The following is a 14,545-nucleotide window of genomic DNA, read 5'->3' on the forward strand; positions in this document are numbered from 1 at the left end:
AATGGCAAGCAACTCAGCCGCCGAAAGCCGCTTGCAAATTGCAGCTGTCAAATCCGTGCATCAGGCACAAGTAAAAGCTCAGAAAGCAACAGCTCAACAGGCGGCAACTAATGCCAATAAATCTAGTCGCCAGCAGCAGATAGCCGATGCAAAAGCCGCTTCTGCTAAATCTCGTGCAGATGAAAAAGCTTTGAAAGCTGCTGAGAGGGCAAAACTTAATTCAGTCAAGAGAAACCAGACTGCCGATTTACGTTTTAACAAATCCGCATTCGATATAAACCGTTTGCAGGGGCTGGACTCTCAGGAGCGATACAAGGCATTGAGGGAGGCTCACAGGATTACTGAGGAATATCGCAATCAGAAAATTAGCCTCCAACAGGCTAATGAGGCATTGCGCCAGCAAAAAGCGATTCTGTCATCTGTTGCACGTCAGCAACGTAGTGCAAATAAACAGAGCGCTGGCGGAAAGTCGATAAACAGATTCAATAACAATAGAATGCTCTCATTAGGTGGATTACTGGCAAGTCCGTTAGGCAGCACTTTATCGGTGGGGGCCGGTGCCTGGCTTGCGTACGACAGCGCAAGAGACGCTTTAGCGGGGGCAACAACGCGCCAGCAGGGGCGCAAAATGGTTGCTACCATGGGGTTATCTCCAGAGGAAGCTACAGCGCTGCAACAGGTAGTCAAACAATTTGCTGGATTTGATTTAAGCTATGAAAAAATAGCAGATATCGCCAAGGACTCACAGGATAAGATCGGCCAGTTAAGCCTAGGCTCTTGGACTAAAACCAAAAATGGTCAGGCTTCCTTCTCAGGCGGTGGGGAAATGGCGGACTGGCTAAATATAATGGTCAATAGGGCGGGTTACTCCCAGCAGGGTGCTCTCTCAACTCTCCAGAATGTTAAAGGCCCGGTTGAGTTAGCCGTCTTACTTCGTTCATTACAGAAGTCAGCAAAACTGACAGACAGCGAATTTACTGCACTCAGTGAAACGATTAATGATTTCAGTTATGTCACAAAATCAGTTAGTTACAACGGACAAAACGTAATTGATACTTTGGATAATCTCGTTAGTACGGGCCAGATTCTGAACTCATCTCAACAAAAAAACGTAGATTACCTGAATACATTAGGCCAGAAGTCTGAGCAGGTAGGGGACTCCTTAGAAGACACTTTCGCTTCAAGTTTTGGTAAGGCAATGAGTGATGCAGGCATATCGACCAAATCACTCGATGAGGCTTTTGTAGCAGCGAAACCCCTCATTGAAGGACTGGGGAGCATGGCGGGGGAGACAACAGCTAAGTTATTGCAGTGGTCTACTGCATTAGCCGGATGGGCTAACCGGATGAACACAGAACTATTCGGGACAAAGCAGCACCTGTCAGAGGGTGGGACGTACTATACAGATTCTCCAATCGGCTACGGGGTAGAGAAGGCCCAACAGGCTTACAACTTCTTAACTGGTGGGTCATCCCAGATTGCGACAATGGCACAGACTCAACCTCAGGCGAGCAACATGTTCAGCAATGCTTCTCAAGGTGTCCCTGCAATCAACAATAATTTGGGGATTCAGGTTAGCGTAGTGCCCGATGGAACAGCATTCTCAAGTGCTGTAAGCGCGACAGCATCCGAGGTCTACAACAACGGGATTGATAATTTAACCTTTGATATGAACAATAGCATGTTGAAGAAGTAACCTTGCACATAAGCCACCTTCAGGGGTGGCTTTTTTGTGCCTTAAATCTGATTCAAAAATGGGATCACAAGTGGGATCAAAAGTGGTTTACAAAGTGGGATCAAGTCACTTATGCTTGATCTAACTTGGTAAGTGAAATAATCAAAAATTTACTGATTTATCAATGACTCGGGGTGCCCTAAGGGGCTGAGAAATACCCGTACCACCTGATCTGGATAATGCCAGCGTAGGGAAGTCAGATGCCTGACCGCATCGCCTTCTTGATCGCCGGTTGGGAGCTTTACATGATCCAACCCCAAGCCTTTACGGCGGCGAATGCCGCAGCCTCTCTACACCTCTTTCGCGAAAAATCTCCGCTGGTTCACTGCCTGACCAATGATGTGGTGCAGACGTTTACCGCTAACGTATTGCTTGCGCTTGGCGCTTCCCCTGCAATGGTGATTGAGCCTGAAGAAGCCGCTCAGTTCGGCGCGCTGGCCGATGCGGTGCTGATCAACGTCGGCACGCTGACCCAATCGCGTAGCAAAGCGATGCTGGCGGCGGTGCAGGCGGCTGGCAATGCTCAGCGCCCCTGGACTCTGGATCCGGTTGCCGTTGGCGCGCTGACCTTTCGCAGCGACTTCTGCCAGCGGCTGCTTGAGCATCGTCCCGCCGCCCTTCGCGGCAACGCCTCGGAAATTATGGCGCTGGCGCGTCAGTCTGCCTCCGGGCGCGGAGTGGACAGCCTGCATGATTCTGCCGCCGCGCTGGATGCCGCCACGCTTCTCGCCCGAAGTAGCGGCGCGATTGTCGCCGTTACCGGCGAAATAGATTATGTCACTGACGGAGAACGTATCCTGGCGGTTGCCGGAGGATCGCCGCTGATGACTCGCGTTGTCGGAACCGGTTGCGCGCTGTCAGCGGTGGTGGCGGGCTTTGCGTCGCTGCCAGGCGACAGGCTGCTGCACGTCGCCAGCGCCTGCCGGGTGATGAGCCTGGCGGGCGAAAGAGCAGCCAGCGCAGCGGCTGGACCGGGCAGCTTTGTGGCGCTGTTTCTTGACGCGCTTTATGGTCTGGAGATCGGCGCATGAAGCGAATCAACGCTCTGAGCATCGCCGGGACCGATCCCAGCGGTGGCGCGGGCATTCAGGCCGATCTGAAAACCTTTTCCGCGCTGGGAGCCTATGGCGCCAGCGTGATCACCGCGCTGGTGGCGCAGAATACCCGTGGGGTGCAGTCGGTTTATCGCATCGAAGCGGATTTTGTCGCCGCGCAGCTGACCTCGGTCCTTAGCGATGTGCGGATCGATAGCGTTAAGATCGGCATGTTGGCCGAGAGCGATATCGTGGAGGTGGTGGCGGCAGAGCTAAAATCCGCCGCCGTGCCCTGGGTGGTGCTGGATACGGTGATGCTGGCGAAAAGTGGCGATCCCTTGCTCTCACCCCAGGCCGTAGCCACGTTGCGGGAGCGCCTGCTGCCCCAGGTGTCGCTGATCACGCCAAATCTACCCGAAGCCGCTGCACTGCTGCAATGCGCAATGGCGCGCAGTGAACAGGAGATGCGCCAGCAGGGAAGGGCGCTATTACAGCTGGGCTGTCAGGCGGTGCTGATCAAGGGAGGCCATCTCAGCGCTGCCGAAAGCCCGGACTGGCTGTTCACCCACGAGCTTGAGCAGCGTTTTACCTCTCCGCGCGTTCCTACCAAAAACACCCACGGTACGGGATGCACACTGTCTGCCGCGCTGGCCGCTTTGCGTCCACGTCACCATAGCTGGGTTGCAACGGTGCAGGAGGCAAAAGCGTGGCTACAGGGCGCGCTTGAGCAGGCTGATACGCTGGAAGTGGGCCACGGCATTGGTCCGGTGCACCATTTTCACCGCTGGTGGTAATATTCCTGATAGCGTGCGAAAAAAAGTTTTCACTGGGATCGTTCTGAAAAATGGAGTCAGCAATTTGCGTTAAGGGCCCAATTGGGTCCACGCTGTTGGGGTCGGAAATCTTTCAGGGCAGGCCTTGTCGCCTGCCGATTTCACTTAAACAGGAGCTAACATGACGGACATCGTACAGTTATTGGGCAAAGAAGCTGACACTCTTCTGCAACATCGCTGCATGACCATTCCAGCGGAAAGCCTTTATTTACCGGGCGCGGATTATGTCGATCGGGTAATGATTGATAACAACCGTTCTCCTGCCGTGTTGCGCAATATGCAAACGCTTTACAACACGGGCCGCCTGGCCGGTACTGGCTATCTCTCGATTCTGCCGGTCGATCAGGGCGTTGAGCATTCGGCGGGCGCCTCGTTTGCCGCTAATCCGCTCTACTTCGATCCGAAAAACATTGTTGAACTGGCGATTGAGGCCGGCTGTAACTGTGTCGCTTCAACCTACGGCGTACTGGCCTCGGTTTCTCGCCGCTATGCGCACCGCATTCCGTTTATGGTTAAGCTGAACCACAACGAAACTCTTAGCTATCCGACGCAGTACGATCAGACGCTGTATGCCAGCGTGGAGCAGGCATTTAATTTAGGCGCGATTGCAGTAGGCGCGACGATTTACTTCGGCTCCGAGCAGTCCCGCCGCCAGCTGGAAGAGATTTCCGTGGCATTCGAGCGCGCGCACGAACTGGGTATGGTTACCGTGCTGTGGGCCTATCTGCGCAATAACGACTTCAAAAAAGACGGCGTGGATTATCATGCCAGCGCCGACCTGACCGGCCAGGCTAACCATCTTGCCGCGACCATCGGTGCCGATATCGTGAAGCAGAAAATGGCGGAAAATAACGGCGGCTACAACGCGGTGAAATTTGGCTCCACCGACGAGCGCGTCTACAGCAAGCTGACCAGCGACAACCCGATCGATCTGGTGCGCTACCAGCTGGCGAACTGCTATATGGGCCGGGCAGGACTGATCAATTCCGGCGGCGCGGCGGCAGGTGAGACGGATACGGCAGAATCCGTGCGCACGGCGGTGATCAACAAACGCGCCGGCGGTATGGGGCTGATCCTGGGACGCAAAGCCTTCAAGAAATCGATGAAAGACGGCGTAGCGCTGATCAATGCCGTTCAGGATGTCTATCTGGCGAAAGACGTCACCATCGCCTGACGAGCGATATTGATAACAAGGGGCTGGCAATGCTTAGCCCCATATCTTTCACCCTGGGTGATTATTTTGTTACAAACTATCGCCTGACCACCCCCTTCATCTCCCCGCCGAACCAGATAAAATAACGCTTTAGCCTGACAAGAGCCGTTAAATCAATAATGAAGTGGTTATCAAAAAATGCAGGGTTGTTTACCGTTAAAACCTGCATTGCCGCCTTTCTGGCCTTATATATCGCTCTGGAACTCAACCTCGATAAGCCCGCTTGGGCGATGGTCTCGGTTTATGTGATTTCTCAGCTTTATTCTGCCTCTACGCTGTCGAAGGCGCTGTTTCGCTTCTTCGGCACGGTGCTGGGCGGGATATTTATCTTTCTGGTTTACCCGCTGACCGTCACTCACCCGCTGCTGTTCAGCCTCAGCGTTTCACTGTGGGTGGCCTGCTGTCTTTATCTTTCTCTGCATGACCGCACGCCAAAAAGCTACGTGTTTATGCTGGCAGGCTATAGCGCGGCGATTATGGGCTTTGCCGACGTAACCACGCCGCTGTCGATCACCTACACCGTTATTTCCCGTATTGAGGAGATCACCGTGGCGATTATTTGCAGCAGCCTGGTACATATGCTGGTTTTCCCGGTAAAGATGCGCAATCTGCTGGAAAACAGCGTCAGCCACTGGTTTGACAGCGCAAAGAATCTCTGCAACGAGCTGCTGACCGTCGAATCAAAAGAGACCTCGCCGGAAAGGGAGCAAATTCTGGTGCAGATGGCTAACTACCCGATAGCGGTGGAAACCCTGATCACTCACTGCGCGTATGAAGGTGACTCAGCGAGGAAGCTTATCCGCCTGGTGAGCGCGCAGTATCAGCACCTTTCCTATCTGATCCCAACGCTGACGGCGATTGAAAAGCGCCTGAGCCTGCTGGCTGTTCAGGGCATCGCCTTTCCTGATTTTGTGGCCCAATCCTTCAGCAGCTTCCTCGTCTGGCTTAACAGCCCGGAGCAAAGCGGCCATGCGCAGGCCATCAAGGCGGATATCAATGCCTCTCAGGAGAGAATCAAAGCGCTTTATCGCCGTGGCGAAATGAGCGCGGAAGAGGGGCTGTTGCTGATCGGGCTGCTGGAGCGGTTGCTCAACTTTATTCGTATCGCCGACTCTTATTTTGGCGCCAAAGAGCGCGTCAGCCAGCTCGGTCCGGAGAGGAAGCGCAGCAGGCATAAACTGATCAGAAAGCATCGGGACAAAGGGTTGATCCTGCTCTCATCCTTTACGGCTTTTTTTGCCACGCTGCTTGGCTGCCTGTTCTGGATCGGCAGCGGCTGGAAGGACGGTTCGTCGACGCCGATGATTGCCGCCGTGGTCTGTTCGTTTTTTGCCTCACTGGACAGCCCGATAGCCCCAATGAAGGTGTTTCTGAAAGGCGTGCTGATTGCCATCGCGATCAGCGTGCTTTACGTCGGGCTGCTGATTCCGATGACCGTAACCTTTGAGTCGCTGATCATCTGCCTGGCTCCGGGACTGCTGGCGCTTGGACTGGTGATCGCCAATCCCGCGACTAACTTTATCGGGCTGATCATCGCCACACAAATCCCCGGGTTTATTGGCATGACGCACGATCTTAAACCCGACCTGCTGTCGATTATTAACGCGTCGATCTCAACGATCGTCGGCATTTTGCTGGCGGTGATTGTGACGGCGATTATTCGTAACAGAAGGCCCGCCTGGTCCGCCCGCCGCGTGCTGCGCAAGGGCATCAAAGAGCTGTTACAGTTTACTGGAGAAATTAAAATCGACGCTTCGTCGCTGCTGTCCCGGCAGCAGTACGTGGCCAGCATGATTGATAAAATTAATATTATTCTGCCGCGTAATAAAATCGATCCGACGCCGGGCGTGGCGCTGGGCGGGAATTTGATTGCCGAAATCTGGCTTGGCGTGAACTGCTATGATTTCTATGCCCGCCATCAGGCGGCGATTAAAGAGCACCAGCTGGAAACGGATGCGGTGATGTTTGAGATCAATCAGTACTTTAAACAGCGGCTCAGGAATATTCACCTGGAGCCGCCGCAGTCGCTGCTGACCGAGCTGAACCGGCTGCTGATTAAAACCGAAGGGCTTTGCCGGGCCGATATGACTCTGTTCAGGCCGCTGTTCTATCTGTTCAATATCCGCATGACGCTGTATCCCACACAGAGGTGGCCTGCGCTATAGGGGTTTTTCAAACCAGTCGCTGTTCTGCTCGGCAATCGGCGTGATGGAGAAAATCATCTCCTGCAAATGGCGGCGTAGCGCACGCTCTGCGCCGTCAACGTCTTTAGCCGCCAGCGCCCGGAAAATCTCGCGGTGTTGCTCAATCAGGCTTTCCGGCGGAGAAACTTTACTCAGGGTGAGGAACCGCACGCGGTCCATCGCCGCCTTGATATTCTCCACGGTTTCCCACGCCAGCTCACAGTTGATGCTTTGGGCTATCAGCCGGTGAAATTCGTCGTCCAGCAGTAAAAAAGCCTGGCTGTCATGCCTCTCTGCCGCCATCTGCTGTAGCTGAAGGTTGTGCTCCAACTGGGCTAACGAGCTGGCTGACGCCTCTACGGCCGCGCGGCGGATCACCGCCACTTCTACCGCTTCACGGATAAAACGGCCGTCCGCGACCCGTTGGGCAGAGATCTTGCGCACAAAGGTGCCGCGCTGCGGCAGAACCTGCACCAACCCGGCTTCAGCCAGCTTGATAAAGGCTTCGCGAACCGGCTGGCGGGAGACGCTGAAGCGCGCGGAAACCTCTTTTTCGGACAGCAGCGAACCTGGCGGGATCGCGCAGGTCACGATATCCTGGCGCAGAAAGCGATAAATCTGCTGATTCACCGGCTCGCTGGCGGTGATGACGTATGCGGTAGACATTCGTAATATCCCTATTTATCCCTTATTTTTTCACGCTACGAATGCGTCGGCTGCTGCGTGAAGGATGAGGGAGATAAATACCCATTTTCCTTCAGGATGCTGCCGGTTAAGCTACATTCCGACGATTAAAGGGTGAGACGATGGGCGGATGCCCTTACATGAAAGTCTAAGTCTAAACAGGGCGCTGGCGCTTCGCCAGCGCTTATTCGCTTAAGCCTGTTCAAGCACGCGTTTTACCGTATCTTTTGCGCCTTTCTCGCGTAAAAGTTGGCTGAACTGGTTCACTTTCGCGACGAAAGCGGGTTCGGCGGCCAGATCTTCGCCAAATACCGCTTTTAACGACAGCAGGGCTGCTACCCGCTCTTCGCCCTCTGCGGTTTCCGCCACGCGTTGCGCCAGCTGCTCACGCATCGGATCGCGGATTTCAATGGCCTGACCCTGCTCATCGACGCCGCTAACGTAGCGCATCCAGCCCGCCACGCCAAGGGCCAGCAAATCGTAGCGACCGCCGTTTTTCAGGTGCCAGCGGATACTGTCCAGCCAGCGTTGCGGCAGTTTTTGCGTGCCGTCGTTGGCAATTTGCGCCGTGCGGTGGCGGATCGCGAGATTTTCATAACGGGCAATCAGCGAGTTGGCGTAAGCCTGCAAATCCACCCCTTTCGTCTGTAGCGTGGGTGCCTGCTCATCAAGCATCAATTGCAGCGAGGCCTGACGAAAGTGCTTATCCGCCATGCAGTCGCTGATATGCTCGTAGCCTGCCAGATTCCCCAGATAGGCGAGGAAAGAGTGGCTGCCGTTCAGCATACGCAGCTTCATCTCTTCAAAAGGCAGCACGTCACTGACCAGCTCAGCGCCCGCTTTTTCCCACGCCGGGCGGCCGCTGACAAAGTTATCTTCAATCACCCACTGGAAGAAAGGCTCGCAGGCGACGCTGACCGGATCGTCACAACCCAGCTTTTCACGCAGGGTGGCATGGGTTTCATCGGTCATTGCCGGCACGATACGGTCGACCATAGTTGAAGGGAAGGTTATGTTTCCTGCAATCCATGCGGCCAGCTCGCTGCTCTGCTTTTCGGCCAGGCCAAGCACGACGTTACGGGTGACGTGCCCATTTTCCGGCATGTTGTCGCAGGACATCACGCTGAACGGCGGCAAACCGCGCTCGCGACGGCGCACAATTCCCGCCAGGATAATGCCAGGCAGGGAGGAGGGGGCCTCAGGATGGGCAATGTCGTGCGCAATCGACGGATGCGCTAAATCCAGCTTGCCGCTGGACGGCTCGTAGCAGTAGCCTTTTTCGGTCACGGTCATCGACACGATCGCCACGTCCGGCTGCGCCAGCGCCTCAATCACCGCATCAATGCCGTCGGACTTGCCGTGCAGCGCCTCTTTCACCACGCCGATAACCCGCAGCGCCATCTCGTCACCGGCCATTTCGGCGACGGTGTAGCAGTAGTCCTGCTGCTTAAGCGCCTGGATCAGCTCCCCGCTGTTCAGGTTGACTTCGCAGTAGCCCCAGTCGCTGCCGTACTGGCTGGCCAGCCGGTCGCTGCACACGGCCTGATGGGCGCGATGGAAGGCGCCAAAACCGATATGGACCATGCGGGTCCGTACGGCCTGGCGGTCATAATCCGGACGGACTACGTCCGGGGAGAGAGAATCAAGTGAAAGCATCGATAATCCTTTCTGTTGCGGCGCGTGGATCGCCCGCGCGCCCATTCTTCACACTAAAACCGCTGTGTTCTGCGCCTTCGGACTTTTAATCACAAAGAATACCAGCACCGCACCCAATGCGGCTACACAACCGGCCAGCACAAAGGCGCTGTCGAATTTACCGGTGTGATGCACGATGTAGCCGGTAACAATGGGGCCGACGATGCCGGACAGGCTGCCGATCAGATGGATAAATCCGCTGATCCCGCCCACGCGACTTTTGTGCACCACATCCTGAATAATCGCCCAGTAGATAGCGCCGGTGATGTACAGGAAGAAAATGGAGACGGACATCAGGGCAACTGCCGGGTACACCCCTTTTACCGAACCGGCCAGGCCAACACAAATGGCGGCGGCAAACAGCGAGACGACCAGCACAATTTTTCGCGACAGCAACAGCTTACCGGTAATGTTGAAGATCTTATCCGATATCCAGCCGCCGAGCGCCAGGCCGACAAAGCCAACAATCCACGGGATCATGGTAGTCATACTCATCGACTTGATATCGAGATTGTGCGCCTGCACCAGGTATGCCGGGAACCAGCTCAGGAAGAAGAACAGGATGTAGTTGTAGCAGAAGAAGGCGAAGGCGGTCACCAGGATAATCGGCTGGCGCAGGTAGTAGCCCAGCCCGTGAGCCGCCTGAGCCAGCTCTTCGTCCGGACTGGTCTGTTCTTCTTTCAGCCTGGTGACCAGCGCGCGTTCTTCTTCACTCACGCGGCGGCTTTTCATCGGGTTATCGGCAGAGATAAAGAACCAGACAACCATCCACACAATCCCGACCGAGCAGATAATCATAAACGCCGGGCGCCAGCCAAACGCCAGCGCCAGATAGCCAATGATTGGGCCAGCGACGGCGCCGCCCAAAGGCGAACCGGCGCTGAGTAAGCCCATGGCGGTAGCGGCCTGCTTTTTCGGGAACCAGCCGTTGATCGCCTTGTTGGCGGAGGCGCAAATCGGGCCTTCCGCCATACCGAACAGCACGCGCAGGATCAGCATTGACCAGAAGCCGGTTGCCACCGCCGTCAGGCCGCAGAAAATCGACCACAGGCCAACCGCCAGACCCATCACCAGCGTTGGCCCGAATTTGTCGGTCGCCAGGCCGCCAACAAAGTTAAATATGGCGTAGCCGAAGAAGAAGCTGCCGAAGATCAGGCCAAACTGCTCGGCGTTCAGCATCAGGTCTTTTTCAATCATCGGCACGGTGAGCGACAGGGCAACACGGTCGAGGTAGTTGATCATGTAGACCATAAACAGCAGGAGTACGATAGTCCAACGTAGGTTTTTGAACATGGTAATTCCTTGATTATATTTATAATAAGTAGAGCATAAACGGCCAGCGACGCGCTGCCCGCTCCGGGTTTATTCCACGGCTAAAATCACCTTGCAGCAGCTGCGCGGATCCTTTTCGAACAGCGTCATCGCCTGTTCAATATCGCTGAGCGGCAGATAGTGGGTGACCAGTTTTTCCGGCTGAATCAGCCCCTGTTCCATCCAGCTAATGACCTCTGGGAAACGATGGCTGTTCAGGCGTGAGGTAAACAGCGACAGCTCTTTACTGGTCAGGCTTTGCTGCGTAATGCTACAGGTCTCGCCGGAGAAGCCCAGCAGGCCGATACGCCCGGCCGGTGAGGCCAGCGCGGCGGCTTCAGCCAGAATCGAAGGGTGGCAGGCGGCGTCGATAATCAGCGTCGGCTGTTCGCCTTCCAACTGGGCAGCCAGCGGAATGTCGCTGTTATTCAGCACCACGTCCGCGCCATTGGCCTTTGCCATGGCCAGGCGTTCTGGCAGACGATCGGCGACGATCACTTTACGCACGTTATATACGCCTTTCAGTACCTGAATTGCGGTCAGCCCCATCGGGCCGGAGCCGAAGATCAGCGCAACATCCTCAGGCTGCGGCTTGAGAAACGCAGTAATGTTGGCGGCGATGGTGAACGGCTCGACCAGGCTGGCAAGCTTGTCCGGAATGCTTTCGGGCAGGAGGTAAGCATTGGCGGCAGGCGCGACAGCGTATTGGCTGAAGCCGCCGTCGCGATGCACGCCAATCACCTGAAGCTCGCTGCAAACATTAGGGCGGCCGATGGAGCAGGGATAGCAATGGCCGCAGCTGACCACCGGATCTACCGCCACGCGCTCTCCGATTCGGGCGGCATCCACGCCCTCGCCGACGGCATCAATATGACCAAAAAATTCATGGCCGATCACGCGCGGATAGCGGGCAAAAGGGTTATGACCATGCCAGATATGCACATCCGAACCGCAGATGCTGGCGTACTGGACTTTGACCCGAACTTCACCGGCGGCGGGCGAAAGTTCGGGACGATTCTGGAGCTGTAATTCACCCGGGCGTTCAATCACGACACTTTTCATGCTTATCTCCTGGCCCGTTTTTACCGAGCCTTTAGCGACATCAATGCTGAAAAAATACGCGTTAGCGTACTACCATACAAGTTGTCTCGCGTGAATGTTCGACCGGGATCACATTTGTCCGCTGAGCTGGCGATTGGTCAGATTGGGGTTGGCAGGTCAGCCAAAGGCAAGGAAGTGAAATAGCGTTGTCATGGGACGGTATCCACCGCAGCACCATGACAACGTGCAGGCCTCAGGCCAGCAGCTCGCAAGACGGCGGTAAACGGCAGGAGAGGGCCTTCGGGATCACCTCAATACGGAATGAGGTGCCGCTCAGCGGTTCGCCGTCGAGGTTAAAGGTCATCTCGTGTGGGGTGGTGATTTCCAGCCACGGCAGGGATGCCCGAATGATGTTCGGGTTATCGTCATCGCCGCCAATCATCGAGTTCAGCAACGTCGGCACGATCTCTTTGGCGGTCACAATGCTCAGATCCAGCTTGCCGTCATTTATCAGCGCGAAGGGGCACAGACGCTGACCGCCACCGGCCTGACGTCCGTTACCAATGCCAATCACCAGCGCATCGCCCTGCCAGCTGAAATCCGGGCCGCGCAGCTCGCAGCTGTCGGCTTTTAGCGTGTCCATGCGCATCAGCCCGTGGATGAAATAGGAAACGCCGCCCAGCGCTGATTTCAGCCTGGCTGGCGTTTCAGTGGTGATACGGGTGCCGAAGCCGCCGGTCGCCATATTGATAAAGTAGTGAGTGTGGTTAACGTTGGCGAGATCGATAGCGGTGGCTTTACCCACCATCGCCAGCCGCAGGGCGTTTTCCATCTCCTGGGGAATACCGGCGCTGGTGGCGAAATCGTTGGCGGTGCCCAGTGGGATAATGCCCAGCACCGGGCGCTGGTGCGCTTCATGACCCGCCAGCGCCGTGGCAATTTCATTGATGGTGCCGTCGCCGCCGCCGGCTATCACCGTTTCGACCTGATGCTTCACCGCTTCCGCCACGTAGCGTTCACCGTCTCCGTGTTCCCAGGTGACGCGAACCTCGATGGGATAACCTTCCTTGCGCAGCGTAAAAATGGCTTCCCGCAGGGCTTCGTTGCCTGCGCCTTTGCCGTTCAGAATCACCAGCGTTGTCGGCTTTTTGTCCATGTCAGTCTTCTCGTCATTGGTGAGCCGTTGAGGCCAAAAGTGCTTCAGTTATAGCACATTTTGCCTCTTCGACGAAAAACCTCGGGCAAAGAAAAGCCCGCCCGGGGGAGCCGGGCGGGCCAAGGAGGTGGTTCCTGATAAAGACTGCCGTTTAGAATTCTCGTTTTTGACAAGGCGCATTCTAGCCGGGAACGATTCAGGGTTATGTGATCAAATTCTAATAAAAGTAACCTGAAGTAACTTAATTGACATTAGCCATGGCGTCAGCACGTTTTGGCGGCGCATCCGGAAAATTACGCATCAGCAGTGCAAACGACAGATCGATATCTTCCGGTAGCGGGATCCAGACAAAGTGGCCGTTGCCTGGCGCCACGTCCGTCGGCTGTAGTTTGGCATTTTCCATCGTCAGCAGATCGAAAGTGATATTGCCCGCCGGGGTCATCAGCTCCAGGCTGTCGCCAACGCTGAACTTGTTCTTCACTTCTACCAGTGCTTTCTCTCCACGGCGCTCGCCGCTGAACTCGCCAACAAACTGCTGGCGGTCTGAGGCCGAAAAGCTGTGCTCATAATTCTGATAGCTGTCGTGCGTGTGGCGACGCAGGAAGCCCTCGGTATAGCCGCGGTGGGCCAGTCCTTCCAGCGTGTCCAGCAGCGAGTCGTCAAACGGCTTGCCTGCCGCCGCATCGTCAATGGCGCGGCGATAAACCTGCGCGGTGCGGGCGCAATAATAGTGTGATTTGGTGCGACCTTCGATTTTCAGCGAGTGAATGCCCATCTGCGTCAGGCGGCCAACGTGCGCCACCGCGCGCAGATCTTTCGAATTCATGATGTAGGTGCCGTGCTCATCTTCAAAGGCGGTCATGTACTCGCCGGGGCGCATCGACTCTTCAATCATGTAGACTTTGTCCGTCGGCTGCCCTTCACCAAGCGTCGGCTCAACGTTTTTTACCGGGATCGGCTGGTATTTATGCACAATTTGCCCCAGCTCATCCTGCCTGCCTTCCTGCACCTTGTATTCCCAGCGGCAGGCGTTGGTACAGGTTCCCTGATTTGGATCGCGCTTATTGATGTAGCCAGAGAGCAGGCAGCGTCCTGAATAGGCCATACACAGCGCGCCGTGAACAAAAATCTCCAGCTCCATGTCCGGCACCTGCTGGCGGATCTCGGCAATCTCTTCCAGCGACAGCTCGCGGGAGAGGATCACCCTGGTCAGCCCCATCTGCCGCCAGAATTTTACCGTCGCCCAGTTGACCGCGTTAGCCTGCACGGAAAGATGAACGTCCATCTGCGGAAAGGCTTCCCGCACCATCATGATCAGCCCTGGGTCGGACATAATCAGCGCGTCTGGCCCCATCTCAACTACCGGCTGGAGATCGCGGATAAAGGTTTTCAGCTTGGCGTTGTGCGGCGCGATGTTGACCACCACGTAGAATTTTTTGCCCAGCGCGTGGGCTTCGTTAATGCCCAGCGCCAGATTCTCGTGGTTAAATTCGTTATTGCGTACCCGCAGGCTGTAGCGTGGCTGGCCGGCATAGACCGCGTCTGCGCCATAGGCGAAGGCGTAACGCATGTTTTTCAGCGTGCCGGCCGGAGAAAGAAGTTCCGGTTTGAACATGAGGGAGACCCCGGTTTTCATCTGATGTCAGGTCAGATATTGCGA

Annotated in this window: 11 protein-coding genes and 1 riboswitch; of the genes, 5 read left to right on the forward strand and 6 right to left on the reverse strand. The window is 55.8% G+C overall.

The window, feature by feature from the left end:
* Position 1: 1 nt before the first annotated feature.
* The 5 genes from NG99_RS01280 (at position 2) to NG99_RS01300 (ending at position 6,980) form a co-directional block, all read left to right on the forward strand.
* On the forward strand, positions 2–1,696 hold the full coding sequence (locus NG99_RS01280) for a hypothetical protein (protein WP_157032526.1): 1,695 nt from the start codon (positions 2–4) through the stop codon (positions 1,694–1,696).
* Between the two features lie 159 nt (positions 1,697–1,855).
* A riboswitch (TPP riboswitch) is annotated at positions 1,856–1,946 on the forward strand.
* A 34-nt stretch (positions 1,947–1,980) separates the two neighbouring features.
* Positions 1,981–2,766, forward strand: a complete 786-nt coding sequence (gene thiM / locus NG99_RS01285) for a hydroxyethylthiazole kinase (protein ID WP_034887808.1) — start codon at positions 1,981–1,983, stop codon at positions 2,764–2,766.
* Positions 2,763–3,563: a bifunctional hydroxymethylpyrimidine kinase/phosphomethylpyrimidine kinase gene (gene thiD, locus NG99_RS01290; RefSeq protein WP_034887567.1), complete on the forward strand. Its 801-nt coding sequence runs from the start codon at positions 2,763–2,765 to the stop codon at positions 3,561–3,563. The genes thiM and thiD overlap by 4 nt, the downstream gene beginning before the upstream one ends.
* Positions 3,564–3,723: 160 nt before the next feature.
* The gene (gene fbaB / locus NG99_RS01295; protein ID WP_034887568.1) at positions 3,724–4,776 is read left to right on the forward strand and encodes a class I fructose-bisphosphate aldolase; all 1,053 of its coding nucleotides are present in this window, start codon (positions 3,724–3,726) and stop codon (positions 4,774–4,776) included.
* Positions 4,777–4,934: 158 nt separating this feature from the next.
* Positions 4,935–6,980, forward strand: a complete 2,046-nt coding sequence (locus NG99_RS01300; protein ID WP_034887570.1) for an FUSC family protein — start codon at positions 4,935–4,937, stop codon at positions 6,978–6,980.
* Here NG99_RS01300 and NG99_RS01305 read toward each other — a convergent pair.
* The 6 genes from NG99_RS01305 to trhP all read right to left on the reverse strand — a co-directional run bounded on the left by NG99_RS01305 (position 6,975) and on the right by trhP (position 14,500).
* A complete protein-coding gene (locus NG99_RS01305; protein ID WP_034887572.1) occupies positions 6,975–7,664 on the reverse strand; it encodes a GntR family transcriptional regulator in 690 nt (229 codons plus the stop codon). The two genes, NG99_RS01300 and NG99_RS01305, sit on opposite strands and share 6 nt — an antisense overlap.
* A gap of 210 nt (positions 7,665–7,874) precedes the next feature.
* Complete coding sequence (locus NG99_RS01310) at positions 7,875–9,338, reverse strand: mannitol dehydrogenase family protein (RefSeq protein WP_034887573.1); 1,464 nt, start codon at positions 9,336–9,338, stop codon at positions 7,875–7,877.
* Between the two features lie 48 nt (positions 9,339–9,386).
* Entirely contained in the window at positions 9,387–10,670 is a 1,284-nt protein-coding gene (locus tag NG99_RS01315; RefSeq protein WP_034887576.1) for an MFS transporter, read from the reverse strand.
* Between the two features lie 69 nt (positions 10,671–10,739).
* Positions 10,740–11,750 carry a Zn-dependent oxidoreductase gene (locus tag NG99_RS01320; protein ID WP_034887578.1) on the reverse strand — a complete coding sequence of 337 codons (1,011 nt, stop codon included), beginning with the start codon at positions 11,748–11,750 and terminating at the stop codon, positions 10,740–10,742.
* 232 nt (positions 11,751–11,982) lie between these two features.
* A complete protein-coding gene (yegS, locus tag NG99_RS01325) occupies positions 11,983–12,885 on the reverse strand; it encodes a lipid kinase YegS (RefSeq protein ID WP_034887580.1) in 903 nt (300 codons plus the stop codon).
* Between the two features lie 241 nt (positions 12,886–13,126).
* The gene (gene trhP, locus NG99_RS01330; RefSeq protein ID WP_034887582.1) at positions 13,127–14,500 is read right to left on the reverse strand and encodes a prephenate-dependent tRNA uridine(34) hydroxylase TrhP; all 1,374 of its coding nucleotides are present in this window, start codon (positions 14,498–14,500) and stop codon (positions 13,127–13,129) included.
* Between the last annotated feature and the right edge of the window lie 45 nt (positions 14,501–14,545).

Origin of the sequence: Erwinia typographi (assembly GCF_000773975.1) — a bacterium.
Lineage (GTDB): Bacteria > Pseudomonadota > Gammaproteobacteria > Enterobacterales > Enterobacteriaceae > Erwinia > Erwinia typographi.